Origin of the sequence: Caulobacter sp. DWR3-1-2 (assembly GCF_049896225.1) — a bacterium.
Lineage (GTDB): Bacteria > Pseudomonadota > Alphaproteobacteria > Caulobacterales > Caulobacteraceae > Caulobacter.
This window is the reverse complement of sequence record NZ_JAFCTW010000001.1, coordinates 372,988-397,681: the sequence shown is the minus strand read 5'-3', so window position 1 is coordinate 397,681 and position 24,694 is coordinate 372,988. Positions and strand designations below refer to the sequence as shown.

The window sequence follows — 24,694 nt, the reverse complement described above, 5'->3', positions numbered from 1 at the left end:
CGGCGCCGTGTGGCGCCCTGTGGGTAAGACGCCACCGAAGGCCCGGAACCTCCGAATCTTGTTTCCGTGCGGTTAGAGTCCCTCATGGCAGTTTCGCTATCAGCGCCTTGAGGGCGGCGCTTACATGTTTCTCGATCGAGCTACGGCTGACACCCATCTGCGCGGCGGTCTCGGCGTGACTCAGGCCTTGCAGCTTGTGCAGGGTGAAGGCCCGCGCGATGGGAGCCGGCAGGGTTTCCAGCGTGGCCATCATCACCTTCAGCCGCTGGCGACTGGTCACCACGTCCTCGGCCGAGGGCGCATCGATCGCCTGCTGGTCGCCCAAGGTGGTGACCTGCAGACTGCGCCAGCCTTCATCGCGCGCTCCGGCTCGCGCCTGACTGCGCAGACGATCGAGCATCAGATTGTTGGCCATGCGAAACAGCAGCGCGGAGCCGTCGCCTTCGACCTCCAAGTCGCCCAGGGCCTGAACCTTGAGAAACAGGTCCTGGATCAGGTCCTCGGCCTCTGCGACCGACCGCAGGCGGGCGGCGAACACGCGCGCCAGATTGGCCCGCTTCTCGCCGTACAGCCGCATCATCGGCGTGATCGATCGCGGCACGGCGGACAGAAGAGAGCTCCGGAACGGGATCGGCGACAATCCGATCGTGGCGAACGGCCAGCCTAGGCCGTCAAGGATCGACGGTCCAGTGTCGCCCAGTTGCGATTGACTCGCAACTATGGGGGCCGTAACTATTGCGGACGGTTTTGAATTTGTCGCGGGACCGTTTGGAGGCCTGATGTCCCTTTCGCCCACCACATCTCACGAAATACTCGCTCCGGCCGTCGGGGAGAGGCTGCTGCTCGGGGCTATCCGCGATTGGGCTGGCGCGCGCTCGACCGACTCAACCCCCAATCGCCGCGTGGCTCAGGCCCTGGCTTGCCAGTCGTCAGACCGTGTCGCCGGCCTGTTCATCGCCTGGATGCAAACCGTGGAAGCCGCGTTGCGCAGACCGATCCAGATCCGCTGCCCAGTCTGCGGTGGGATTTTGACTGACGAGCAACGGCGGATCGTCTCCTGCGGTCTGGCTGGAACCGCCAGCGCGTTGGGCGAGGAACTCCTCAAGCCCCTGCTCACCGACGGACGGTCGGTCATGGTCCTGGCGCGGGCCCTGAACGCCGCGCTTCGCGCCGAGGGATATCCCCTGCCCGTCAGGCTGCAGAACAGGCCAGCCGAGCATCAGGTTTCCTACCCCACTGTCCATTAAGCGCGGAAGTTTCGCCAGACGAGTTCGGCAAACCGCACGCAAACGGCGTTCCTATTCAACGGCGAGTATGATGTTGGCGGGTTCGATGATCGCCACGACTCGCGCGCCAACCGAGGGTGTGGTGGCGTTCAGTGGCACGGTCGCGACCAGGGTCTTGCCGGTGGCCAGGGACAGGCGAATCTCGCTGGCGCTGGCGCCGTCTTCGCGGTCGGCGACGAGCCCCGACAATCGATTGCCGTCCGCGCTCGAGGCGGGCTCGGCCAGCACCACGAAGCTGGACTTGATCAAGGCCACGGCCGGCTTGCCGACCCTCAGGCCCAACTCGTCCAGGCTTCGCCGTGTGATCACCGAGACGATCTCGACGCCGTCACCGAGCGAGAGGGTCACACGGGCCGTCACCGCGCCGAGCTCGATCCCCATGACTGTTCCACGCACGGCGTTGCGAGCGCTGGTGCGCAGACCCAGACTCCAGAACAGCTCACCCAGGTTCTCGCTCGGCGCGGCGAGCCCGGTCTCGAGACGCGCGAGGGCGGCGCCGATCTCGCGCTCGACGTCGCGGAAGGCCTTGATCACCGCACGGCCCCTGGCCGTGACGCTCGCGGCCCCTCCGGCCTTCCCACCCGCATTGGCGACGATCAAGGGTGCGTCAAACAGGTTGTTGAGCGCCTGCACCCCGTCCCAGGCGCCCTTGTAGCTGAGGCCCAGCTTTTTGGCGGCGGCGCTGATCGAGCCCAACTCGGCCACAGCCTCGATCAGCGCCACACGCTCCAGTCCCACGCGGGCCAAGGCGCCGCGTCGCAGGATCAGGGAGGCGCTGAGATCGCCATCGATCGACATCATGCGCCCGAGCCCCGCAAAAAACCCTCAACGTCCGGCTAAACACCGTTATGTAGTCTTGCTACATATCCCCTTGATGAGGATGCCGTCCATGCGCAACCCCCACCCCTTCCTGATCGCCGCCCTGGCTGGCGCCGTGTCGCTTATGATGGTCGCCTCAGCGCTCGCCGCCGAGACCAAGGTCGCGGTCGCCGCCAACTTCACCGAGCCCGTCAAGGAGATCGCCGCCAAGTTCGAGGCGGCGACCGGCCACAAGGTGACGCTGAGCTTTGGCTCGTCCGGCCAGTTCTACACCCAGATCGCCAATGGTGCGCCGTTCGAGGTCTTCCTGTCGGCCGATAGCGAGCGCCCGATCAAGGCCGAGGCCGGCGGTCTGGCCGTACCTGGAACGCGCTTCACCTACGCCACCGGCCGGCTGGTGCTGTTCAGCAAGACCCCGGGCCTGGTCGACTCCAAGGGCGCGGTGCTGAGGAAGGGTGGCTTCGAGAAGCTGTCGATCGCCGATCCCAAGGCCGCGCCCTATGGTCAGGCGGCGGTCGAGACCCTGACCAAGCTCAGGCTCTACAATGTGCTGAAACAGAAGATCGTCACGGGCTCGTCGATCACCCAGGCCTATCAGTATGTGCAGACCGGCGCGGCCGAACTTGGCTTCGTGGCGCTGTCGCAGGTGATCAACGAGACGGGCGGCTCGCGATGGATCGTGCCGAGCGCCGACCATACGCCGATCGACCAACAGGCCGTCTTGCTGAAGACCGGCGTCGACAACCCCGCCGCCAAGGCCTTCCTGCAATATCTGAAGAGCAAGGACGCCAAGGCCATCATCAGGCGTTACGGCTACGAGGTGAAGTGACCATGGTCGAGGTGGCGTGGCTGACGATCAAGCTGGCGGGCATCACCACGATCCTGCTGCTGATCCTGGCCACGCCCCTGGCCTGGTGGCTGGCCCGCGGCCGCTCGCGCTGGAAGGCGCCAGTCGGGGCGCTGGTCGCCCTGCCGATCGTCCTGCCGCCGACCGTTCTGGGCTTCTACCTTTTGATCGCCCTGGGCCCCCATAGCCCCTTGATGATGCTGCTGCATCCCTTCGGGATCCGCACCCTGGCCTTCACCTTCGAGGGCCTGGTGATCGGTTCACTGATCTATTCCCTGCCCTTCGCGGTGCAGCCGCTGCGCAACGCCTTTATCGCGGTCGGGGACGAACCGCTGGAGGCCGCCGCGACCCTTGGCGCCTCGTCGTGGAGCACCTTTCGCCGGGTCGCCCTGCCGTTGGCGCTACCGGGCTACGCCGTCGCCGCCCTCCTCGCCTTCGCCCATACGGTCGGGGAGTTCGGAGTGGTCATGATGCTGGGAGGGGGCATTCCGGGTGAAACCCAGGTGCTGTCGATCGAGATCTACCGCCTGGTCGAGGCCCTGGAATGGGATAAGGCCCACCAACTGTCGGCCGCCCTACTGGCCTTCGCCTTCGTCGTGATGTTGACCCTGCTGCTGATGGAGCGTCGGGTGATAGAGCGGGATGGGCGGGGTTGAGGTTTCACTGTCAGGTGCGGTCCCGCCCATACCAATCATCCCGGCGAAAGCCTGGAGCCAAGCAGAGCCCAGTGGTTTCGCTCAGACAAGACAGCCCACTCGGCTTGGGTCCCGACTTGCGTCGGGATGAAGGAGGTCAAGAGAGTCAATGTGCTGTGATAATAATCTGAAAATGCTATCTATTTCGGCTCTAGCCTAACGTCAGAAACGGCGCATCCCCCTGGATGGTCACCCGTTCGACGATGCGGTCTTGAGGCCAATAGTCGAGGATGGCGTAGTGCTGGGTGGCGCGGTTGTCCCAGAACACGATGGCGTTGGCCGTCCAGCGGAAGCGGACCTGGTATTCCGGCGTCTTCACCCGGTCCAGCAAGTCGGCCAACAGGGTCTTGGCCTCATCGTCCGGCAAGCCCAGTATCCGCGTGGTGAAGACCTTGTTGACGAACAGATGTTGCTCGCCGGTCTCCGGATGGGTGCGGACCACGGGGTGGATCTGGGGTGGATAGGCCGCGCGCAATTCGGCGCGCTTGACCTCGTCGACGCGGTAGCCATAGCTTTGCAGAATGTCGTGCTCTGCGGTCAGGGTCAGCAACCTGGCCTTCAACGTCTCGGGCAGGTCGCGATAGATCGCGGCGGTGTCTGCGAACAGGGTGTCGCCGCCCAGCGGTGGCAAGTGGCGCGCCCGCAGCACGCCGCCCATGGACGGAGCAGGCCGGAAGGTGACGTCGGTGTGCCACTTGTTGGCCGCCCGAACCAGCGGCACGATTTCCTCGCGCAACTTCATGCCGTCGGCGGCCTCGATGTGCAGAATTTCGGGAAAACCCGGGACGTGGGCGGTGACAGGATGTCCTTCCAAGTCCCCGAAATAGCGACCAAAACGGACATGATCCTCGTGGCTGATATCCTGGTCGCGGAAGAACACCACCTTGTGGCGGAGCAAGGCCGCGCGGATCGCCGCGACACGCTGCGGCGTCAGGGGCTGACGCAGGTCAACGCCAGAGATTTCCGCGCCGAGCACCGTGCCGACGGGCGTGACGGTCAGGCCCGCATAGTCGGGGGCTTCGGCTGCGATGATGGGGGCGATGGCGTTCATGGCTTCCTCCCGGAGCGCCGCTCGTCCACGCGAGCCGCGTCTTCCTTAGCCCCACCTTAGTCGCGGGATATCGGCGCTCAACGGAGTTTTTCTCACTTCATTCGCAGCGTGAGGCCGGCCACGACCAGAGTTACGTTGTCCGCCGCCTGGGCCAGCACCTGGTGCAGCCGCCCGGCTTCGTCGCGGAAGCGTCGAGCCAGGGCGTTGTCGGGCACGATGCCGAAGCCGACTTCGTTGGCCACCAGCCACAGCGCGCCGTCGAAGCCCGCGGTCGCCTCGACCAACTCGGCGGCCGCCGCGGGGATATCCTGCTCGGTCAGGATCAGGTTCGAGAGCCACAGGGTCAGGCAGTCGACCACAACGATATCGGACGCGCTCAAGCCAGCCAACGCCGCGCTCAAGTCGATCGGCGCCTCTAGGGTGACCCAGGCCTCTCCGCGATCCAGACGGTGTCGGGCGATACGCTCGACCATCTCGTCGTCGAAGGCCTGGGCGGTCGCGATCATCACCAAGCGACCACCGACGAGCGCCGCTTGCGCCTCGGCCTCGCCTTGCGCGAAGGCGCTCTTGCCGGACCGGGCTCCGCCGAGGACGAGGGTGAACGACAAGATACGCTCCGATTGACCGTGTGCGACGCAGCATATAGTGCAGCCCCTGCGACAGGTTCCTCGAAAGAGGATGAAAAGGGAACTCGGGTGTGAAGCCCGGGCTGCCCCCGCAACTGTAAGCGGCGAGCCCGCGTGTCATATGCCACTGGACGTCTTCCTCGGAAGACAACTGGGAAGGCGACGCGCACCGGCATTGACCCGCAAGCCAGGAGACCTGCCCGTCGCAGTCGTCCTTCGTCCGGCCGGGGTGCGCCGAACGATGGGGTTCTTTCCCCCGAGGCGACATCGTCAGGCCGGTCCGAATCCTCGGGCCAGCCTTCGTTGCCGCGCACGGAGGATTTGAAATGCGCCACTATTCCGTCTTGGCCGTACTGGCCGCCACCACCGCCCTTACCCTGCCCCAGCTGGCTCACGCCGCTGACTCGACGGCCCCGGCTAATGAGGTCGACCAGATCGTGGTCACCGCCAGCCGCACGGCCGACAAGCTGTCTGAAGTACCCATCAGCATGACCATCATCGACGCCGAGCACCTGCGCTCGCACCAGGCCGTGGTGATCTCCGACCTGCTGTCACGCACCCCAGGCGTCACCGTCACTCGAAACGGCGGTGTCGGCGGCTCGACCCAGGTGCGTATCCGCGGCGCCGAGAGCGACCAGACCGCCGTGCTGATCGACGGCGTCAAGCTCAACGACCCCTCCTCCACCGGCGGCGGCTACGACTTTGCCACCCAGCTGGCCGGCAATCTCAGCCGCATCGAGGTGTTGCGCGGCCCGCAGTCCACCCTGTGGGGCAGCCAGGCGATCGGCGGCGTTGTCAACATGATCACCGAGACGCCCAAGGGGGCGCTCTCGACCTCCGTCGCGCTGGAAGGCGGTTCGCGCGCCACGGCCTATGGCCGTGTCGGGGTCGGGGCCGGCGGCGACTGGGGCGGCTGGCGACTGGCGGCCGGCTCCTACACCACGGCCGGGATCTCCAACTTCAACGAGACCCGCGGCGGCAAGGAGAAGGACGGCTACCACAACGCCTCGATCAGCGGGCGCCTGGATCTCAACGTCACCAGCGACCTGGCCCTGGACGCACGCGCGTCCTACGCCGCCGGTCGCAACGAGTACGACGGCTCCTCGCCTGCTCCGCCCTATGCCTTGGGCGACAGCGCCGAGTACGGCAGGACCAAGGAATTGGTGAGCTATCTGGGCGGCCGGCTGTCCAGCTTCGGCGGCGCGCTGAACAGCCGCCTGGGCTTCAGCTACACCCAGACCGACCGCGACAACTACGATCCCACCTACAGCCCGTCAAAAACCTTCGACGCCAAGGGCACCGACGGGACGCTGCAGTACCAGGGCACCTGGACCATCAACCCGATCTGGCGCGCGGTGGTCGGCGCCGAGACCGAACGCTCGTGGTTCCGCTCCATCTCGCCGCAATACGACACCGTCGCCGACCGTCACGCGACCGGTATGGACAGCGTCTACGGCCAAGTTCAGGCCAAGCCGATCGCCGGCCTGACCCTGACCGGCGGCGTGCGTCACGACGATCACGACACCTTCGGCGGCGCTACCACCTATCAGGCTGGCGCGGCCTATTCCCTCAATGCCGGCGCGACCGTGGTGCGGCTCAACTATGGCGAAGGCTTCAAGGCCCCGTCGCTGTACCAGCTGTTCAGCCCCTACGGCCCCGACGCGATCAACCGGCTGAAGATCATCCAGGTCGCCGACCTGATGCCCGAAGAGGCCAAGAGCTGGGACCTGGCCATAGAGCACACGCTGCTTGAGGGCCGCCTGCGCGGCTCGATCACCTACTTCGACCGCGACACCACCAACCAGATCGACTTCCTGTCCAACTACGACCTGCCGACCTACGGCTACTACGCCAATACCGCCAAGACGCGGGCCAAGGGGGTCGAGCTGGACGGCGCCTACGAGATCAATACGATGGTCACCGTCTCGGCCAACTACACCAACATGGATGCCACCAACCGCTCTCCGGGCGCCAACTACGGCAAAGACCTGGCGCGCCGCGCCGGCGAAACCGGTTCGGGCGACGTGACGGTCAACCTGCCGGGCGGCCTCAACGGCGGGGTGACGATGCAGTATGTCGGCCACAGCTTCGATAACGCCAGCAACAGCCGGCGGCTGAAGAGTTACGTGCTGACCGAGGTGCGTCTGTCGTATCCGATCAATGACATCTTCGAGGTCTACGGCCGGGTCGAGAACCTGTTCGATCAGCAATACGAGACGCTTTATCGCTATGGGACCCTGGGGCGCGGCGCCTTCGCCGGCGTGCGAGCCCGGTTCTAACCATGGCGACGCCGGCGGCCCTGTTGGGTCACGGCGGTCAGCTGGGCGCGGCGCGGACGGCTTTTCCGGCCGCACCGACGCCCTGGCTGGACCTGTCGACGGGAATAAACCCCTGGCCCTATCCCATGCCGAACCATGGGCCGGAAGCCTACTCGCGCCTGCCCGATCCGGAGACCTTGCGGTCCCTGGAGCGCGCAGCGGCCTCGGCGTTCGGCGTCGATGATCCGGCCCGGATCGTGGCGGCGGCCGGCAGCGAGGCTTTGATACGCCTCCTGCCGCGTCTGCTGCCAGCCCGGAGGATCGCCGTCTCTGCCCAGACCTATGGCGGGCACGCCCAGGCATGGCGGTTGGCGGACGCGGACCTGACGGATGAAGCAGACCCGTCGGCCCATCTGCGGGTGCTGGTCAATCCAAACAACCCGGATGGCCGCGTCCTGCCGCTCGCGCAGGTTCTCGCCCTGACCGACGGCCTGATGATCGTCGACGAGGCCTTCGCCGAAGCCGCGCCGGGTTCGTCTGCGGCGGCGCAGGCCGGTGCGCCTGGCCATGAGCGGCTGATCGTCCTGCGGTCGTTCGGCAAGTTCTATGGCCTGGCCGGCGTGCGGCTGGGTTTCCTGGTTGCCGAGCCTCGTCTCGCCGCGCGCGTCCGCCAGGCGCTGGGCGATTGGCCTGTGTCGGGGCCGGCGCTCGCGGTGGGGCTGGCGGCCTATGCCGATCCCGTCTGGGCCGCGCAGACCCGGGCTCGCCTCGCCGCGGACGCCGCTCGCCTCAACGCCCTACTGATCACAGCCCGGTTCGAGATCGTGGGCGGAACCGCGCTGTTCCGACTAGCCCGCGCCGCCGACGCGCCACGCCGTTTCGAGGCCCTGGCCCGCGCTGGAATCCTGACCCGACCCTTCCCCTGGGACGAGACGCTGATCCGCTTTGGCCTGCCTGGCCCGCAAGCCGACTGGCTCCGTCTGGCCCAAGCCCTGGAGACTTTCCGATGAGCGAAGATCTCAACGCCAAGCACGCCGAGGCCATGCGCGCCCTCAAGGCCGAGCGCGAGGCGATGATGGAGACCAAGACCCTCGAAAAGGGCCTGCTACTGGTTCACACCGGCGACGGCAAGGGCAAGTCCTCGGCGGGCTTCGGCATGGTGGCGCGCCACCTCGGCTGGGGCCTCCAGGTCGGGGTCGTCCAGTATATCAAGGGAAAGTGGAAGACCGGCGAGCGCCTGTTCTTCAAGAAGTTTCCCGACCAGGTCCGCTACGAGGTCATGGGCGAGGGCTTCACCTGGGACACCCAGGACCGCGCGCGCGACGTCGCCGCCGCCCAGGCCGCCTGGCTTGTTTCCCAAGAAATGATCGCCGATCCCAAGCTCGACTTCGTGCTGCTGGACGAGATCAACATCGCCCTGCGCTACGACTATCTCGACATCGACGAGGTGGTGGCGGCCTTGAAGGCCCGTCCCAACGACAAGCACGTGTGCCTGACCGGCCGCAACGCCAAACCGCAACTCATCGAGATCGCCGACCTGGTCACCGAGATGACCTTGGTCAAGCATCCGTTCGAGCAGGGCTTCAAGGCCCAGCGCGGGGTCGAGTTTTGACCGGCCTGACCCGAAGAGCCGCCGTCGGCGCCGGCCTGGCCGTCGGACTGACGGCCAGCGCGCGCGCCCTGCCGCGCGTCGTCTCGCTCAATCCCTGCATCGACGCGGTGCTGGTCAATGTCGCCGACCGAAGCCAGATTCTGGCGCTCAGCCACTATGCCCGCGACGGCCGGCAGTCGACGATCGCCGCAGTCGCCCGAACCTATCCAATGACCTACGAGAGCGCCGAGGAGGTGATCGCCCTGCGGCCCGACGTGGTGTTGACTGCGGCCCACTCCTCGCCCGCCACCCGCGCGGCGCTGAAACGGCTGGGCGTGCGCACCGAGCTCTTCAAGGTGCCCAACAGCTGGGTGGAGAACCAGGCTCAGATCCGCCGGATCGCGCAGGCGGTTGGGCACCCCCAGCGCGGCGAGACGCTGATCGCCCGGGTCGAGGCGGCGATGGCCCTGGGCGCGCCGCGTCCTGGGACCCGGCCGATCACCGCCCTGGTCTTCCAGCCGAACGGCTTCGCCGCAGGCCACGGCACGCTGGTCGACGAGATGATGCGCCGCGCCGGCTTCGTGAACGTCGCCGAGCGCTATGGCCTGAAGAAGTGGGGCAATGTCTCGCTTGAGCGACTGCTCGACGATCCGCCCGAGGTGCTGCTGGCCGGCCAGGCCTCGCCCCACGCCCCGACCTGGGCTGAACGCATTCTGAACCATCCGGCCCTGGCCAGCGTCGGGCCCCACATGAAGCGGGCGGTGTTTGCCGAGCGTCTGCTCTATTGCGGCGGGCCCGTGCTGATCGAGACCGCCGCCGTCCTGGCCACCGCCCGGCGACAGGTTCTCGGAGAGGCGGCATGATAGGCAAACGGCCTCTGCTGATTGGAGGGCTGTGCCTCCTCGTCATCTTGCTGAGCGGGTTATCCCTTATGGCCGGACGGGTCTGGGTGCCGTGGAGCGCCTGGTCCCCCGCCTCGCACGATCCGCGCTGGGCGATCATCTTCGAGCTTCGTGTGCCGCGCACGATCCTGGCCATCGCCGTTGGCGCCGCCTTGGGCCTGTCCGGTGCGGCCATGCAGGGCTATACGCGCAACCCCCTGGCCGATCCTGGGGTCATGGGCGTCTCTTCGGCTGCCGCCCTCGGCGCCGTGATGACCATGTACCTGGCCGCCAGCCTGGCCACGCCTTGGATGCTGTTCGCCGCCGCCATGGCCGGGGCGGGGATCGGTGTGGCGATGACGTTGCTATTGGCCGGTGGGACGGGTGGGACCATCACCTTCATCCTGGCGGGCATGATCCTCAACGCCGTCGCCAGCGCCGGGGTCGCCCTCGCCTTGAGCCTGGCCCCCAGCCCTTGGGCGGCGCAGGAGATCATCAACTGGCTACTGGGGTCGCTGGCCGATCGCAGCACGGACGACGTGTTCATGGCCCTGCCCTTCATCGGGGTCGGCTGCGGGATCATGCTGCTGCTGGGCCGGGCGCTCGATGCCCTGACCCTGGGTGAGACCGGAGCCAGGGCCCTGGGCGTGAACCTGACCCTGGCCCGCGTGTTGCTGGCGATCGGGGTGGGCATGGCGACCGGCGCCAGCGTCGCCGTCACCGGCATGATCGGCTTCGTCGGTCTGATCGTGCCGCACCTGATGCGACCCTTGGTCGGGAATCGACCTGGCGCGCTGCTGGCGCCCAGCGCTGTCGCCGGCGCGGTGCTGGTGCTGGTGGCCGACATCGTGGTGCGCCTGACGCCCTCGGTCGCGGAGGTTCGGCTGGGCGTGGCCATGGCCGCAGTGGGCGGGCCGTTCTTCCTGGCCCTGTTGATCTCGCTGCGCCGGAGGATGGCATGACCGGAATGAGCGAGAGTGACCTGGTCGCCGATAATGTCGCCGTCACCCTGGGCGGTCGATCGATCCTGGCCGGGATCAGCGCCCGGTTTCGGCCTGGCGAGGTCACCGCCATTGTCGGTCCCAACGGCGCGGGCAAGTCGACCCTGCTGGCCTGCCTGGCGGGCCTTCGAGCCCCGGACACTGGGCGGGTCACGCTCGGCCACGCGCCGCTCCTCGCCCTGGCTCACCGCGAGCGCGCCCGCCGTATCGGCTTTCTGCCTCAGACGCCGGAGGTGGCCTGGGCCGTGGATGTCGAGACCTTGGTGGGCCTGGGCCGCACCCCGCACAGCGGCGCGCGCGGCCTCACGGAGGCCGACCGTCTCGCCGTGCGGGCCGCCCTCGTTCGGACCCACACGACCGACCTGGCCCGCCGCGACGTCACCACCCTGTCGGGCGGTGAGCGGGCCCGAGCCCTGCTGGCGCGTGTCCTGGCCGGCGAGCCCGCGTGGCTGCTGGCCGACGAACCCCTCGCCGGTCTCGACCCCGGTCACCAGTTGGACGCCGTCGACCTGCTGCGGGGCTTCGCGGCCGAGAGCGGTCATGGCGTGGTCATGACCTTGCACGACCTGGGCGTGGCCTTGCGCCTGGCGGACCGCGTGATCGTGTTGCAGGGCGGGTCCGTGATCGCCGACGCCGCGCCGCTGGCCGCCCTGACGCCGGAGGTGCTGGCTCGGGCCTATGGCGTCGAAGCCGCCGTGGTGGCCGGAACCGCCGGTCCGCTGATCGAACTGATCGGGCGACGGGATGGCTGACGCCCCGCCCTGGCCCTGGGTGGTCGCCCTGGCCCTGGCGCTGGAGGCGGCGCTCGGCTATCCGGCCTGGCTGCTGCGCCTCGCGCCGCATCCGGTGGCCTGGCCGGCTGCCTTGATCGAGATATTGGAGCTAGGCTGGAACCGTCCGGCGTTCGGCGACCAGGGCCGTCGCTTCCTGGGCGTGGCGGTCATGGTCATCGTGGCCGGCCTCGCGATCGGTCTGGGCCTGGTCCTGCACCGCGCGCTCGCCGGGCACTGGCTCGGCGTCCTGGCGATCGCGCTGATCGCCACGGTCGGCCTGGCCCAGCGCAGCCTTCACCAACATGTCGCCGCAGTCCTGACGGCGCTGCGGGCCGACGACATTCCGACCGCCCGCGTGGCCTTGGCGATGATTGTCGGACGCGACACCGAGCGGCTCGGCGCTCACGAGATCGCGGCTGCGGCGCTGGAAAGCCTGGCCGAGAGCTTCAACGACGGCGTCGTCGCGCCGGCCTTCTGGTTGCTGGTCGGCGGTTTGCCAGGCCTTTTCGCCTACAAGGCCGTCAACACCGCCGACAGTCTGATAGGCCACCGCGAACCGCGCTGGCGGATGTTTGGTTGGGCCGCCGCCCGAGCCGACGATGTGATGAACCTGGTCCCGGCCCGCATAGCCGGCCCGCTGATCGCCCTGGCGGCCGGACGCGGCTGGGCGATCATGTTCCGCGACGCCCGGTTACATGCCTCGCCCAACGCCGGTTGGCCCGAGGCCGCCATGGCCGGCGGGCTGGCGGTCAGGGTGGGCGGCGAGGCGCGCTACGAAGGTGTGACCAAGCTTGGAGCCGCGCTCGGCGACGGACCCGCACCGACCACCCTCGACCTCGAGCGCGGCTTGTCATTGTATCGCCGGGCCTGCGTCCTGCTGTGGATGATCCTCCTGATGATCGGCCTGATCGCCAGGCTTGCGCGATGACACCGCCTCACCTCTCCTGGATATCGCCATGACCGCCCTGCCCGTCGTCGTCCCCGTCAACGCCGCGCTCGAGCCGCAGTTGCGCGCTTGCCTGGACGCGAAGGCCAAACCGCCCGGCTCGCTGGGCCGGATCGAGGATCTGGCGGTGCGGATCGGCCTGATCCAGAACCGCCTCGACCCGCGCATCGCCCGCACCGACCTCTATGTGTTTGCCGGCGACCATGGCCTGACCAACGAGGGGGTCTCGGCCTATCCGTCCAGCGTCACCGCCGCCATGGTCGAGCTCTTCCTGTCAGGTCGGTCCAGTGTCAGCGCCTTCGCCAAAGCGACCGGGGTTCGGGTTCGGGTCGTCGACGCCGGGGTCGACGCCGATCTGCCGGAGCATACTAAAATGATCTCCGCGAAGATCCGGCGCGGAGCCCGCAATGCGGCGCGCGCGAGCGCCCTGACACAGGACGAGGTCCTCGCCGCCATCGCCAAGGGCGGAGAGATCGCCCGTGCGGCCGCCGAGGACGGGGCGGACGTCATCGCTCTTGGCGAGATGGGCATCGGCAACAGCTCTTCGGCCGCCCTGATCATGCATCGTCTGGCCCCCGCCGCGCTCGACGACTGTGTCGGCCAGGGCACGGGTCACGACGCCGAGGGCATGGCGCGCAAGCGCGCTGGCATCGTTCGCGCCGCCCTGCGCTCCGACGCCAGTGCGCCGCTGGCCGTGCTGGCGGAATTCGGCGGTTGTGAGATCGCCATGATGGTCGGCGCCGTGCTGGGCGCGGCGGCCGCGCGGCGGGTGGTGCTGATCGACGGCTTCATCAGCACGGCGGCGGCCCTGGCGGCGGTGCGTCTGGTCCCGGCGGCATTGGACTACTGCGTCTTCGCCCATGGTTCGGCCGAACGCGGCCACCCGTTGATGCTTCGAGCCTTGGGGGTTCAACCGTTGCTGGACCTCGATCTTCGGCTGGGCGAGGGCACCGGCGCGGCCCTGGCGGCTCCGCTGTTGGTCGCCGCCGCAAACCTGCTGACGGAGGTGGCCGACCTGGCCGACGTGCTGGCGGGACCAGGCTGATGCTTCGCCAGATCAAGCTCTTTCTGTGCGCGGTGCAGTTCCTGACCCGTCTGCCCGCGCCGTCCTTCGCAGACTTCCAGGCGGACTGGATCACCCGTTCCGCGCGCTACTTCCCGCTGGTTGGCATCCTGGTCGGGGCCTTGAGCGCAGGGGTGCTGCTGGCGGCTGGGCAGCTGTGGAGTGGCGCCCTGCCCGCCCTGCTGGCCTTGGCGGCCGGCGTGCTGATCACCGGCGGCTTCCACGAGGACGGCCTGGCCGACACCGCCGATGGCCTGGGCGGCGGCCAGACGCCCGAGCGACGCCTGGAAATCATGAAGGACAGCCGGGTTGGAACCTACGGCGTGTTGGCGCTTGGCCTGGCCCTGGCCATCAAGGTCGCGGCCCTGGCGACCTTGCCCCTGACGACCGCCGCCCTGGCCCTTGTCGCCGCCCACGGGGCTGGTCGCACCGCCGCCGTCGCGGCGATGGTAATGCAACGGCATGTCAGCGATCCGTCCAGCGCCAAGTACAAGCCCGCGCCGGAGGGCGTCCGGCCGTCCGAGCTTTTGATCGCGGCCGTGCTAGGCCTGTGGCCCCTGGCCTTGCTGGGCGCCTCCGGACTGGTCGGCGCGGCCGTTGGCGTTAGCCTGGCCGCGCCGCTGGCTTGGGCGGCGAGACGGCTGATCGGCGGCTATACGGGCGACGTTCTGGGCGGCGTCGAACAGGTCTTCGAACTGGGCGTGCTGATGGGCGTATCGGCCATGGTGGTGGCGCGATGAGTCTGCTGGTCTGCCCGCTCAGCCAAGTCGAGACGGCGCGAGGCCTGCACCGGCCGTCTCACCTAATCAGCCTGCTGTCGCCGACCTCGCCTGCGGACCTATGGCCCGCCGACCACGTTGGGCCTCACCTGAAGCTCGCCTTCCACGACATCGCCGCACCGGCGCCCGACCTGGTCGCGCCCGACGCCGCGCTCGTCGATCAACTGCTCGCCTTCGCCGCGACCTGGGACGAGACCCGACCCATGCTCGTTCACTGCTGGGCGGGGGTGAGCCGCTCCACGGCGGCCGCCTTCATCGTCGCCTGCCAGCACGCGCCTGGGCGGTCCGAACATCAGATCGCCCATGCCCTGCGCGCGGCTGCCCCCTATGCCACGCCCAATCCGCTGATGGTCGCTCTGGCGGACGTCGCGCTGGAGCGAGACGGCGCGATGTCCGCCGCCATCGCCAGCATCGGCCGGGGCGCCGACACCTTCGAAGGCGTGCTGTTCGAGTTTTCCGACTTGTCATAGCGCGCAAGCACCAAGCCGTCGTCGCCTCGCCTCGCCTCGCCTCACCATCGGCCGTGAAGCGCAGCCTCGACGATCCTGAGTGGCGGGCGCCTTATTGTCTTGGACCCAAGCCTCGCCTCACGCCGCGCGGCCATGCTCACTCCGGGGATGGTCCAGACCCTGTCTCACAAGGAAGCCCGCCGCGACCCCGTCGCGCGACGAAGCCCACCGCGTGCTGCTGCGCCGCGCTGCCTGGGCCATGGGCGTGGCCACCGAACGCGACCTGCGCGACTATTTCCGCATGGGCCTGGCCGACGCCCAACGGGGCGTTGCGGAGCTGGTCGAGGCCGGTGAGCTGACGCCGGTCCAAGTCGACGGTTGGGACCAGGTCGCCTATCTGGCCCCGAACGCTCAGAGACCGCGCGCCGTCAAGGCCAACGCCCTGCTGTCGCCGTTCGACAACCTGATCTGGTTTCGCGAGCGGGCCGAGCGCCTGTTCAACATCCGCATAAGGCTCGAAATCTACACGCCCGCCCACAAGCGCACCCACGGCTATTATATGCTGCCGTTCCTGCAGAGCGAGGCGATCACCGCCCGGGTCGATCTGAAGGCCGACCGCAAGGCCGGCATCCTGCGTGTGCTCTCGGCCCACCGAGAGCCCGCCGCCGACGCCCTGACCTCCGCCATCCCGGCCGTCGAACTGAGATTGATGGCCCGCTGGCTCGGCCTTGCTGGGGTCGCGGTTGCGACCAGCGGCGACCTCGCCCCCAGCCTGGCCTTGGCCCTGGCCGACGAAATCGCCAGCGATTGACTTTGGCCGGCCAGAGCCTATTTATCCCAAACTTCTGGAGCAGGTCTGGCGAATCCGCGCCGCCCGTTCGCCCAAACACGGGCGGCTCTGGACTTCAGACCAGCGTGATATGACAGAATTTTCCGAACTCGGGCTTTCGCCCACGACCCTCCAGGCGGTCGCAGACACCGGCTACACCACGGCCACCCCAATCCAGGCCGCCGCCATTCCAGTGGCCCTGGCCGGTCAGGACGTGCTGGGCATCGCCCAGACCGGCACTGGCAAGACCGCCGCCTTCACCCTTCCCCTGATCGACAAGCTGATGACCGGCCGCGCCAAGGCCCGCATGCCGCGCGCCTTGGTCATCGCCCCGACCCGCGAACTAGCCGACCAGGTCGCCTCCAGCTTCGAGAAGTACGCCAAGGGCACCAAGCTCTCGTGGGCGCTGCTGATCGGCGGCGTGTCGTTCGGCGACCAGGAAAAGAAGCTGGATCGCGGCGTCGACGTGCTGATCGCCACCCCTGGCCGCCTGCTCGACCATTTCGAGCGTGGCAAGCTGCTGATGACCGGCGTGCAGTTCCTGGTCGTCGACGAAGCCGACCGCATGCTGGACATGGGCTTCATTCCGGACATCGAGCGCATCTTCAAGATGACGCCGCCGAAGAAGCAGACCCTGTTCTTCTCGGCGACCATGCCGCCGGAAATCACCCGCCTGACCAAGCAGTTCCTCAAGGATCCCGTGCGGATCGAGGCCACGCGCCCGGCGACGACCAATGTCAACATCACCCAGTTGATGGTCAAGGTGCCCTCCTCCGACCCCAAGGCCAAGCGCCTGGCGCTGCGGGCCCTGATCGAGAACGCCAAGATCGAGACCGGCATCGTGTTCTGCAATCGCAAGACCGAGGTCGATGTCGTCGCCAAGTCGCTGCGCTCGCATGGCTTCGACGCCGCCGCGATCCACGGCGACCTGGACCAGAGCCAGCGCATGAAGACCCTGGCGGCCTTCCGCGACGGCTCGCTGAAGATCCTGGTGGCCTCCGACGTCGCCGCGCGCGGCCTGGACATCCCGGCCGTCAGCCACGTGTTCAATTACGACGTCCCGCATCACGCCGACGACTATGTCCACCGCATCGGCCGCACCGGCCGGGCCGGGCGCTCAGGCGTGACCTACATGCTGGTCACTCCCGCCGACGACAAGGGCTTCGACAAGGTGGTCAAGCTGATCGGCTCGACCCCGGTCGAAGAGAAGCTGGACCTCGACTATTCCGGCGCCGTGACCGTCAAGCGCGAAGGCGACAAGCGCGGCGGCGGTCGCGACCGTGATCGTGCCCCCCGTGGCGGCGAACGGGGTGGCGGCGGTGGTGGCCGTGACCGTGACCGCAACCGCGCGCCCACCGAGCCCTCGGACGTCGCCGCCGCCAATCTGGAAGCCGCCATCACCGGCGTGCCCGCCGCGCCGGTCGCCTCGACCGTGACCAGCGACCCGGTCGTCAAGCGTCCTGCTCGCGTGCGCAAGCCGCGCGGCGGGAAGGCCGAAGCCGCCCCCGCTATCGACGCTGTCGCTGACGCGCCCGCGGTCCAGGCCGAAGCGCCCGTGGCCGTGGCGGCTCCCGCCGCGCCGGACACCGAAACCGGCCGTCGCGATCGCGGCGGTTCGTCGCGCGATCGGGGTCGCCAGCCGCAGGCAGAAGGCGCCGACGACGACCAGCCGCAGGTCGAGGCCGAACGCGCGCCGCGTCCCGATCGGACTGAAGGCGAGCGCTCCGGTCGTGGCCGCGATCGTGGCCGTGGCCGTGATCGCAACCGCGGCGCGGAACGCACCGAGCAGCCCAGCGTCGAGGCCGTCGAACAACCCTCGCCGCGGGTCGAGGCCGAGCGCGCGCCGCGTCCTGAACGCGCGCCCGAACGCCCCGCCGAACGCGTCGAAGGCGACCGTCCCCCCCGCGAACGCGGCCGAGACCGTGGCCGCGATCGTGATCGTCGTCCCGAGCGCGCCGAACAGCCGCGCCCGGAACAGCCCCGTGTCGAAGCCGAACGCGCCCCCGCTCCACGCAGTGAGCCCGACAGGGCTCCCGTTCGTGGCGCGCCGCTGCCGGTGCGCGGCGTCCAGCCGATCCGCGGCCGTGAAGACGACGACGACCGCCGCGTGGTCGGCTTCGGCAACGAAACCCCCGCCTTCCTGATGCGCGCCCCGCCGCGCCTGCCGCCGGCCAGCGACACGGAAGACTAGAGCATCGCGCGGAAAAGTGTCCACCGGTTTTCCGCAAAAGCGATGCGAAAACAATAGCCTAGAGCAAGCCGTGCGATTCCTATATCGCGCGGCTTGCTCTAGGCCCGGCCCAACCGCCCAAGATCACGCCCGCCGCTCCAGACCGGAGCGGCGGGCTTTTTCGTGTTGGGCGGACGCGCTTGACTAGCCCGCAAAAGGTCCGCTTTTCGAGCCGCTGCGCGTTTCTGCTTTCGAGCCGTTGTGGACCTTGCGGCGCCGCTGACCTTGACCCTCTACCCTCTGGGAGAGGGTCCAAGAAAAGCGGGCTCACGGGGATCGCCTGCGCTCCATTCCCATAAAAGGCCTCCCCAAACCTCAATAATTCCAACGCCCTATAAAATAATCAGCGTCACGACCGCTGGCGCACCCACCACGGCCTCATACTAACCCTGTCTCCGTCGCGGAGGAGGGCGCTTGGTACCGACCCGAAGCGGCGATGGAGGTGGAACCGAGCGGGGCCGTGCAGGGCCACGCGCGAGGCAGGTGTGGGTTGTCGGAGAAATCCGCCGCCCATCAAAACCTCGCCGGGATCTGCGCGAGTCGACGGGGCCGGGAGTCAAACCGGTCTGTTCCAGGATCTGTCGGAGTCGCTGACGGCCCCTCCCGGGCGACTTTGATCCTGCCCGTCCGAGGGGGAACGACGATCGGGATGAAACAAGCCCTCAATCGCCGTCCCTCGAGACAAACGGTTTCGCGGAGCGGTCGGTCCACGCCGAAACGCAAACTCTACCTCACGGTCATCCGGGCTTGGCCCGGCCGCTCCGCGCCTCCTCAACCCCCTTTCGGGCCATCCCGTCAGGCGACGAAGCCGTGTGTTCTAAGCCCCCCCGTGGGGGAGGTGTCGGCGAAGCCGACGGTGGGGGGAGTGATCGGATGACGGCCGGACCTGCGATCGACGATCCAAAACCTCCCCCCACCGATGGCTGCGCGATCGCCTCCCCCACAGGGGGAGGGCCTCTCTTACCGCTTGATCTGGCCCGCCAAATATTTCCGGATTGCCGCCCCGTAAGGCGGCCGAAGCGCCAGCATCGGGCCGATGTCCTTCTTCAGCTGCTGGAACACCGCCTTTTTGTGGCTGAACTCCATGAAGCCGTCGCGGCCGTGATAGCTGCCCATGCCGGCAGGGCCGACCCCGCCGAACGGCAGGTCTTCCTGGGCGACATGGAAGATCACGTCATTGATCGTCACCCCGCCGCTGGTGGTGCGGTTCAGCACCATGTCGCGTTCGGCGTCGTCGGTGCCGAACCAGTAGAGACCCAGCGGCCGGTCGTGGCTGTTGATATAGTCCACCGCCTCCTCAACCTTGCCATAGGTCTTGACCGGCAGCAGTGGGCCGAAGATTTCGTCCTGCATCACCGTCATGTCATCGGTCGGATTGAGGATCAGGGTCGGCGGAATCTTGCGATGCTCCTGCTGGCTGAGGTCTTCGCCGGCCGGGTTGATCTCGACGATCGTCGCCCCCTTGGCCCGGGCGTCGTCGACGTGGCCCTTGATGCGGTCATAGTGACGCTGGGCGACCACAGCGGTGTAGTCGGGATTGTCCTTCAGGGTGGGGAAGCTGCGGCCCACGGCGGCCTTGGCCTCGGCCACGAAGCTGTCGATCTGGTCGGCCGGGGCCAGCACATAGTCGGGCGCAAGGCAGATCTGGCCGGCGTTAAGGGTCTTGCCCGCCATGATGCGCCCGGCCGCCACGGCCATGTCGGCGCCGCGCGACAGGATCACCGGGCTCTTGCCGCCCAGTTCCAGGGTCACCGGCACCAGGTTCTCGGCCGCCGCCCGCATCACGTGGCGCGCCACCGAGGTGGCGCCGGTGAATATCAGGTGGTCAAACGGCAGGCTGGTAAAGGCCTGGCCGATGTCGGGTCCGCCGGTGATTACCGCAATCTCGTCTTCGCTGAACGCCTTGGCGAACATCGTCTTCATCAGCTCGGAGGTGATCGGCGTGAATTCCGAGGGCTTGATCATCGCCCGGTTGCCGGCCGCCAGCACCCCGGCCAGCGGCGCGAAGGTCAGGTTGATCGGGAAATTCCACGGGCTGATGATCCCCACCACGCCCTTGGGCTGGTACTGGACCTCCGCCTTGGCCCCAAACAGGCCGAGGATCGCTGGCGTGGTCTTGCGCTTTTCCGGGCGCATCCACTTGGTCAGGTTTTCCTTGGCGTGTTTGAGCGGGCCGATCGAGGCAGCGATGTCGGTCAGGCCCGTGGTGTCCTTCGAACGCGACCCGAAATCGGCGTTCAGCGCATCAGCGATCTCGCCCTGGTGATCGACCAGCAGTCCGATGCAACGGTCCAGCCATTCGATGCGACCTTGCGCCGTTGGGGCGCCTTGTCGCAGGTGCGCGGCCCTCTGCAAGTCCAGCGCCCGCGACAGCGTGGCTTTGTGAGATTCAAGGTCGAGGTTGGCGGGCGCATTCACGGTCAGGTTCCTCCAAGCGGCCGAACGGCTCATCTTATCAGCGTTCACCATGGCGGCGACACGAAGAACACGCAAGTGAACGTCGTTCGTTCTTAACGGCTCGTTTGAACTCTTCAGCTTAGATGGCTGCACCTGGCGCGCGTCCGGGGCGGACGCCGCGCTATTCGAGGATAAGAAATGTCCGACGTCGAGATCACACTGCGCGGCCCAGAGGCCTATAAGATCGCCGGCCGTGCGCTTGCCCTGATGGAACGTCACCAGGTTTGGCCGACCGCTCTGAATTTCGAACTGTGGACCCACTATGTCGCCGATCCCGATGGCGCCCTGGCCCGGGAATTGACCCGACTGATTTCGCTGGGCGAGCCGCTGACCGAACTGCTTAGCGAGGAACTGGCCGCCGCCTACCTGCCCAAGGCCAAGCTGAACGAACAGATCCGCGACGCCGGCGACCTGCTGAGCAAGGAACTGGAGTCGGTCTCCAAGGCCATCCAGAACGCCCAAAGCTCCAACACCGCCTACTCCAAGACCCTGGCCACCGCGACCAAGACCCTGGACGGCTCCGATGACCTCGACCGCATCAAGACCGTGGTCACCGACCTGTCGGAAGCCACGCGCCGGGTCCAGAAGGAAAACGAGTCGCTCGAGACCCGCCTGGCCGAATCGACCGCCGAGGTCGATCGCATGCGCGAGCATCTGGAACAGGTGCGCCGCGACGCCACGACCGACGGTTTGACCAATCTGGCCAACCGCAAGGCCTTCGACGAAGAGTTCGAACGCGCCTGTTCGGAGGCCGACGAAGCTGGCACCACCATCTGCCTGGCCGTGCTCGACATCGACCATTTCAAGCGCTTCAACGACACCTGGGGCCACCAGACTGGCGACCAGGTCATCCGCTATGTCGCCAGCGTCATCGGCCGCGTCGCCGCCCCGCCCCGCTTCGCCGCCCGCTACGGCGGCGAGGAGTTCGCGATGATCTTCCCTCGGGAATCAGCCTCGATCGTCGCCGGCACCCTGGAAGACATCCGCGTCGAGGTCTCCTCGCGCATGCTAAAGCGCCGCTCGACCAACGAGGACCTGGGCGCCATCACCATCTCGTCAGGCTTCTCCGAGCGTCGTCCGGGCGAGACCGGCCACTCGGTCATGGAGCGGGCCGATGCGGCGCTCTACACCTCCAAGCGCGGCGGCCGCAACCGCGTCACCGCCGCCGAGGCCAAGCAGGAATCCGCCAACGCGGCGTAATTCCGCTGGTGTTCCCCAAGGTTAGTCGCGCCTAGACTCAGGCCAACAAGCGACAGCCTTGGGAGGACGCCATGACCTACGAGAAGATCCGGCTTGAGGCTGCCGATGGCGTGGCCGTCGTCACCCTCGCCGATCCCTCCACCCTGAACGCCGCCAGCCTGGACATGGCCCGCGAGTTGGCCCACGCCTTCGGCTCAATCGCCGCAGGCAGGGTTTCGGCCCGCGCCGTGATCCTGACGGGCGAAGGCCGCGGCTTCTGTTCCGGCGCCAACCTGTCTGGCGGCGGCGCGGCGGGCCGCGAGGCCGACGTCGACGGCAAGCCCGACGCTGGCTCGGCGCTGGAAAGCACCTACAATCCGCTGGTCACCCTGCTTCGCGACTTCCCATTGCCGATCGTCACGGCGATCAATGGCCCAGCGGCCGGTGTCGGCTGCTCCATCGCCTTGCTCGGCGACATCGTCGTGGCGGCGCAGAGCGCCTATTTCCTGCAGGCCTTCCGCCGCATCGGCCTGGTGCCCGATGGCGGCTCGACCTACCTGCTGCCGCGCCTGGTGGGCAAGGCGCGCGCCATGGAGATGATGCTGCTGGGCGACAAGATCCCGGCCGCCAAGGCGCTGGACTGGGGTTTGATCAATCGCTGCGTCCCTGACGCCGAACTGATGCCGACCGCCGCCGCCATCGCCCAGGAACTGGCCGCCGGCCCGGCCGCCCTCTCGGCGATCCGCAAATTGGTTTGGGATAGTCTCGACGCAGACTGGGTGGGCCAACTCCACGCCGAGCGCCACGCGCAGAAGGCTGCGGGCAAGACCGATGACTTCCTGGAGGGGGTCGGCGCGTTCCTGCAAAAGCGCCCGGCGGCGTTCAGGGGGACGTAGGCGCCCTAATTCGCCAAATATGGCTTATGGCTCTTTTCCTCGACGATCTCGGACCCGGCCAGGGAGTTGATATCGCGCTTCACGGCGGCGCGGCGGTCGTTATCGATATAGACCCGGCGCGCCAGCTGGACGAAGTCCGGGCCGAAATCCTGGCGGCGCTCGCAGTCGCGCTTGCCATCCTCGATGTCCCACAAGGCGGCGTTTATCTCGGTCAACTCGGCGGTCAAACGCTTCAGTTCCGCCGAGGCCGGCAGTTCCCGCGTCGCGGTGGCTTCCAGCAGGCCCAACTCGGCCCTGACATTGGCCTCCTTGGCCGCGTCGCCGATCCGCGTCGCCTTGACGCGCAGGATCGTGATCTTGTCGATCAGTTCGCCGGCCGAGACGGGCGCGAGAATGGGCATCAAGAAACTCCGGCGATCAGGCGCTGCAGGGCCGCGTCCACAACATCGAGCGGCAAAGCGGCCATGCCCTGTCCGTAGTCTTCCGCGACGAGCAGCTCAAGCCGTCGAGCCGCGGGGCGGAATTTCACCGCCTTGCGGTGGTCCTGCTGCAGAGACAGGAGGGGTACGCCGCCAGCCGCCAGCATGTGACCTGGGCCCGCGTCATTGGCCACAGCGGCCGTGAGCCGTCCCGCTAACGCGATGGCCAACAATGGCCCCTTCACGGTCGGATAGTCGTCGGTGCGGTTCCATTCGGGCATCAGGGCTGTGGGTATGGCGTAACGAGCGACCTGGGCGTCGGCGGCCTCGTCGGGACCGAAGAACAACACCGCCTTGCGTCCCGAGGCCTCGAGGTTTCGCGCCAACTGCACATAGCGCTCCAGCGGCCAGCGTCGGTCCTTGCCGCCGGCGCCCGGCGCCAGGCCGATATAGGTCGGGCCCTCTGGCAGCAAGGCCTTGGCGGCGGCCAGAGGGTCGGGGTGGCTTAGGACCAAGGGGCGAGGCGCGCCGGAGCCGTCGGTGGCCAGGGCCAGCAGTCTCGCCAGACGATCAACCACGGCGACGGGCCAGCCGGCCTTGCGCGCCTGGACTGCGGCCGAGACGAAGCGTCCGCCGCGCGACGCCCGCCACGCCACGAGGCTGCGCCGCAAGTTTTCCTGGGTGTCGATCACCAGGTCAAAGGTTCGGCCGCTGAACGGCTTGGCCCAGGGCAGCAGGTCCGCCAGCTTCGCGCCGGTGCGACCCGTGGTCAGGATCTCGTCGATATAGCCATCGACCACAGCTTTTAGCGGGCCGGCATAGACCGTCTCGCCCTTGCCGGCGCACCAGGTGATCCGGGCGTCCGGAAAGGCCGCGCGCAGGCCGGCGATGAAAGGCAGCTTGATCAGCCCGTCGCCGATCACCTCGCCCATCGAATAGATCAGGACCGTTTGAACCATCGCCCGGCTTAGGCCGGGCCGCCCGCCCTGGTCAATGTCACGGCGGCAATGTGAGTAATCACTTGCGCCAAGTCGCTACCATGTTAGCTTCGGCCCATGAATGCCAAGCCCAAGATCGAACGCGCCGCCCTCGAGGTCTTCGTCGAGCGCGGTGTCGATGCGGCCACCACCAAGCTGATCGCCGCGAAGGCCGGGGTGTCGGAAGGTGCGATCTACCGCCACTGGAAGAGCAAGGACGAACTGGCCCTAGGCCTGTTCATGGCCACCCACCGCCGACTATCGGACCTGATCACCGTCAACGCCGACCTGGCCGTCGGCATTCAGGCCAAGGCGGCCGCCGTGGTCCGAGCCTATTGCACGGTGGCCGACGAGGACTGGCTGCTGTTTTCGTTCCACCTGCTGCAGCTTCACCATTTCCTGCCCTACTACCAGGAAGACGGTCGCGACCCGGTGACCATGGTCGAGGCCCTTATCAAGCGGGCGATGATGGACGCGCAACTTCCTCCGGCCGACCCGCGCGTCATCGCCGCCATGGCCATCGGCGTGATCACCCAGACCGCCCAGAACAAGGCCTATGGCCGGCTGGGTGACGACGCCCTCTCCGCCCACGCTCCCCTGATGACCGCGGCCGTCCAGGCCGTGCTGTCGGCTCGCTAAGGA

The 24,694-nt window shown here is 67.7% G+C and carries 25 protein-coding genes and 1 riboswitch; of the genes, 18 read left to right on the top strand and 7 right to left on the bottom strand.

The annotated features are described in order from the left end of the window. Positions 1-82 precede the first annotated feature (82 nt). The gene (locus ACP696_RS01845; RefSeq protein WP_426011498.1) at positions 83-601 is read right to left on the bottom strand and encodes an RNA polymerase sigma factor; all 519 of its coding nucleotides are present in this window, start codon (positions 599-601) and stop codon (positions 83-85) included. 178 nt (positions 602-779) lie between these two features. On the opposite strand from ACP696_RS01845, the gene ACP696_RS01840 reads away from it, so the two are divergent. Further along, positions 780-1,247 carry a hypothetical protein gene (locus ACP696_RS01840; RefSeq protein WP_426011499.1) on the top strand — a complete coding sequence of 156 codons (468 nt, stop codon included), beginning with the start codon at positions 780-782 and terminating at the stop codon, positions 1,245-1,247. Between the two features lie 51 nt (positions 1,248-1,298). On the opposite strand, the gene ACP696_RS01835 is transcribed toward ACP696_RS01840, so the two are convergent. Next, positions 1,299-2,087 (bottom strand): TOBE domain-containing protein, encoded by a 789-nt coding sequence (locus ACP696_RS01835; RefSeq protein WP_426011500.1) that lies wholly within the window; start codon positions 2,085-2,087, stop codon positions 1,299-1,301. An 88-nt stretch (positions 2,088-2,175) separates the two neighbouring features. On the opposite strand from ACP696_RS01835, the gene modA reads away from it, so the two are divergent. After that, entirely contained in the window at positions 2,176-2,934 is a 759-nt protein-coding gene (gene modA / locus ACP696_RS01830) for a molybdate ABC transporter substrate-binding protein (protein WP_426011501.1), read from the top strand. A gap of 2 nt (positions 2,935-2,936) precedes the next feature. Next, complete coding sequence (gene modB / locus ACP696_RS01825; protein ID WP_426043414.1) at positions 2,937-3,608, top strand: molybdate ABC transporter permease subunit; 672 nt, start codon at positions 2,937-2,939, stop codon at positions 3,606-3,608. Positions 3,609-3,798: 190 nt separating this feature from the next. On the opposite strand, the gene ACP696_RS01820 is transcribed toward modB, so the two are convergent. Together ACP696_RS01820 and cobU are read right to left on the bottom strand one after the other, a co-directional pair. Then, the gene (locus ACP696_RS01820) at positions 3,799-4,698 is read right to left on the bottom strand and encodes a TauD/TfdA dioxygenase family protein (RefSeq protein ID WP_426011503.1); all 900 of its coding nucleotides are present in this window, start codon (positions 4,696-4,698) and stop codon (positions 3,799-3,801) included. A 92-nt stretch (positions 4,699-4,790) separates the two neighbouring features. Next, positions 4,791-5,306 carry a bifunctional adenosylcobinamide kinase/adenosylcobinamide-phosphate guanylyltransferase gene (gene cobU, locus ACP696_RS01815; RefSeq protein ID WP_426011504.1) on the bottom strand — a complete coding sequence of 172 codons (516 nt, stop codon included), beginning with the start codon at positions 5,304-5,306 and terminating at the stop codon, positions 4,791-4,793. A gap of 36 nt (positions 5,307-5,342) precedes the next feature. Further along, a riboswitch (cobalamin riboswitch) is annotated at positions 5,343-5,542 on the top strand. A 108-nt stretch (positions 5,543-5,650) separates the two neighbouring features. On the opposite strand from cobU, the gene ACP696_RS01810 reads away from it, so the two are divergent. The 12 genes from ACP696_RS01810 to ACP696_RS01755 all read left to right on the top strand — a co-directional run bounded on the left by ACP696_RS01810 (position 5,651) and on the right by ACP696_RS01755 (position 18,085). Next, a complete protein-coding gene (locus ACP696_RS01810) occupies positions 5,651-7,603 on the top strand; it encodes a TonB-dependent receptor plug domain-containing protein (protein WP_426011505.1) in 1,953 nt (650 codons plus the stop codon). A 2-nt stretch (positions 7,604-7,605) separates the two neighbouring features. Further along, positions 7,606-8,592, top strand: a complete 987-nt coding sequence (gene cobD / locus ACP696_RS01805; RefSeq protein WP_426011506.1) for a threonine-phosphate decarboxylase CobD — start codon at positions 7,606-7,608, stop codon at positions 8,590-8,592. Beyond that, complete coding sequence (gene cobO, locus ACP696_RS01800; protein WP_426011507.1) at positions 8,589-9,194, top strand: cob(I)yrinic acid a,c-diamide adenosyltransferase; 606 nt, start codon at positions 8,589-8,591, stop codon at positions 9,192-9,194. Before cobD ends, cobO begins: the two co-directional genes overlap by 4 nt. Further along, the gene (locus ACP696_RS01795; protein ID WP_426011508.1) at positions 9,191-10,036 is read left to right on the top strand and encodes an ABC transporter substrate-binding protein; all 846 of its coding nucleotides are present in this window, start codon (positions 9,191-9,193) and stop codon (positions 10,034-10,036) included. The genes cobO and ACP696_RS01795 overlap by 4 nt, the downstream gene beginning before the upstream one ends. Next, the gene (locus tag ACP696_RS01790) at positions 10,033-11,016 is read left to right on the top strand and encodes a FecCD family ABC transporter permease (RefSeq protein WP_426011509.1); all 984 of its coding nucleotides are present in this window, start codon (positions 10,033-10,035) and stop codon (positions 11,014-11,016) included. Before ACP696_RS01795 ends, ACP696_RS01790 begins: the two co-directional genes overlap by 4 nt. Before the next feature lie 5 nt (positions 11,017-11,021). Beyond that, positions 11,022-11,807 carry an ABC transporter ATP-binding protein gene (locus ACP696_RS01785; RefSeq protein ID WP_426043413.1) on the top strand — a complete coding sequence of 262 codons (786 nt, stop codon included), beginning with the start codon at positions 11,022-11,024 and terminating at the stop codon, positions 11,805-11,807. Continuing rightward, entirely contained in the window at positions 11,800-12,756 is a 957-nt protein-coding gene (cbiB, locus tag ACP696_RS01780) for an adenosylcobinamide-phosphate synthase CbiB (protein ID WP_426043412.1), read from the top strand. The genes ACP696_RS01785 and cbiB overlap by 8 nt, the downstream gene beginning before the upstream one ends. A 28-nt stretch (positions 12,757-12,784) precedes the next feature. Then, positions 12,785-13,819: a nicotinate-nucleotide--dimethylbenzimidazole phosphoribosyltransferase gene (cobT, locus tag ACP696_RS01775; protein ID WP_426043411.1), complete on the top strand. Its 1,035-nt coding sequence runs from the start codon at positions 12,785-12,787 to the stop codon at positions 13,817-13,819. Continuing rightward, positions 13,819-14,577, top strand: a complete 759-nt coding sequence (gene cobS / locus ACP696_RS01770) for an adenosylcobinamide-GDP ribazoletransferase (RefSeq protein ID WP_426043410.1) — start codon at positions 13,819-13,821, stop codon at positions 14,575-14,577. Before cobT ends, cobS begins: the two co-directional genes overlap by 1 nt. Beyond that, entirely contained in the window at positions 14,574-15,086 is a 513-nt protein-coding gene (locus tag ACP696_RS01765; protein ID WP_426043409.1) for a tyrosine phosphatase family protein, read from the top strand. The genes cobS and ACP696_RS01765 overlap by 4 nt, the downstream gene beginning before the upstream one ends. 79 nt (positions 15,087-15,165) lie before the next feature. Beyond that, positions 15,166-15,876 carry a DNA glycosylase AlkZ-like family protein gene (locus ACP696_RS01760; RefSeq protein ID WP_426043408.1) on the top strand — a complete coding sequence of 237 codons (711 nt, stop codon included), beginning with the start codon at positions 15,166-15,168 and terminating at the stop codon, positions 15,874-15,876. Positions 15,877-15,985: 109 nt separating this feature from the next. Further along, the gene (locus ACP696_RS01755) at positions 15,986-18,085 is read left to right on the top strand and encodes a DEAD/DEAH box helicase (RefSeq protein WP_426029521.1); all 2,100 of its coding nucleotides are present in this window, start codon (positions 15,986-15,988) and stop codon (positions 18,083-18,085) included. A gap of 999 nt (positions 18,086-19,084) precedes the next feature. On the opposite strand, the gene ACP696_RS01750 is transcribed toward ACP696_RS01755, so the two are convergent. After that, positions 19,085-20,542, bottom strand: a complete 1,458-nt coding sequence (locus ACP696_RS01750; RefSeq protein WP_426043407.1) for a coniferyl aldehyde dehydrogenase — start codon at positions 20,540-20,542, stop codon at positions 19,085-19,087. A gap of 177 nt (positions 20,543-20,719) precedes the next feature. Here ACP696_RS01750 and ACP696_RS01745 point away from each other — a divergent pair, with 177 nt between their 5' ends. After that, on the top strand, positions 20,720-21,781 hold the full coding sequence (locus tag ACP696_RS01745; protein ID WP_426043406.1) for a diguanylate cyclase domain-containing protein: 1,062 nt from the start codon (positions 20,720-20,722) through the stop codon (positions 21,779-21,781). Between the two features lie 71 nt (positions 21,782-21,852). Beyond that, the gene (locus tag ACP696_RS01740; protein ID WP_426031488.1) at positions 21,853-22,656 is read left to right on the top strand and encodes an enoyl-CoA hydratase/isomerase; all 804 of its coding nucleotides are present in this window, start codon (positions 21,853-21,855) and stop codon (positions 22,654-22,656) included. A 5-nt stretch (positions 22,657-22,661) separates the two neighbouring features. Here ACP696_RS01740 and ACP696_RS01735 read toward each other — a convergent pair whose 3' ends face one another. Continuing rightward, positions 22,662-23,057, bottom strand: a complete 396-nt coding sequence (locus ACP696_RS01735) for a DUF6165 family protein (protein ID WP_426043405.1) — start codon at positions 23,055-23,057, stop codon at positions 22,662-22,664. Further along, positions 23,057-24,034 carry a glycosyltransferase family 9 protein gene (locus ACP696_RS01730; protein WP_426043404.1) on the bottom strand — a complete coding sequence of 326 codons (978 nt, stop codon included), beginning with the start codon at positions 24,032-24,034 and terminating at the stop codon, positions 23,057-23,059. Before ACP696_RS01730 ends, ACP696_RS01735 begins: the two co-directional genes overlap by 1 nt. A 96-nt stretch (positions 24,035-24,130) precedes the next feature. Here ACP696_RS01730 and ACP696_RS01725 point away from each other — a divergent pair, with 96 nt between their 5' ends. Next, positions 24,131-24,691: a TetR/AcrR family transcriptional regulator gene (locus ACP696_RS01725; protein ID WP_426011522.1), complete on the top strand. Its 561-nt coding sequence runs from the start codon at positions 24,131-24,133 to the stop codon at positions 24,689-24,691. Positions 24,692-24,694: the final 3 nt, after the last annotated feature.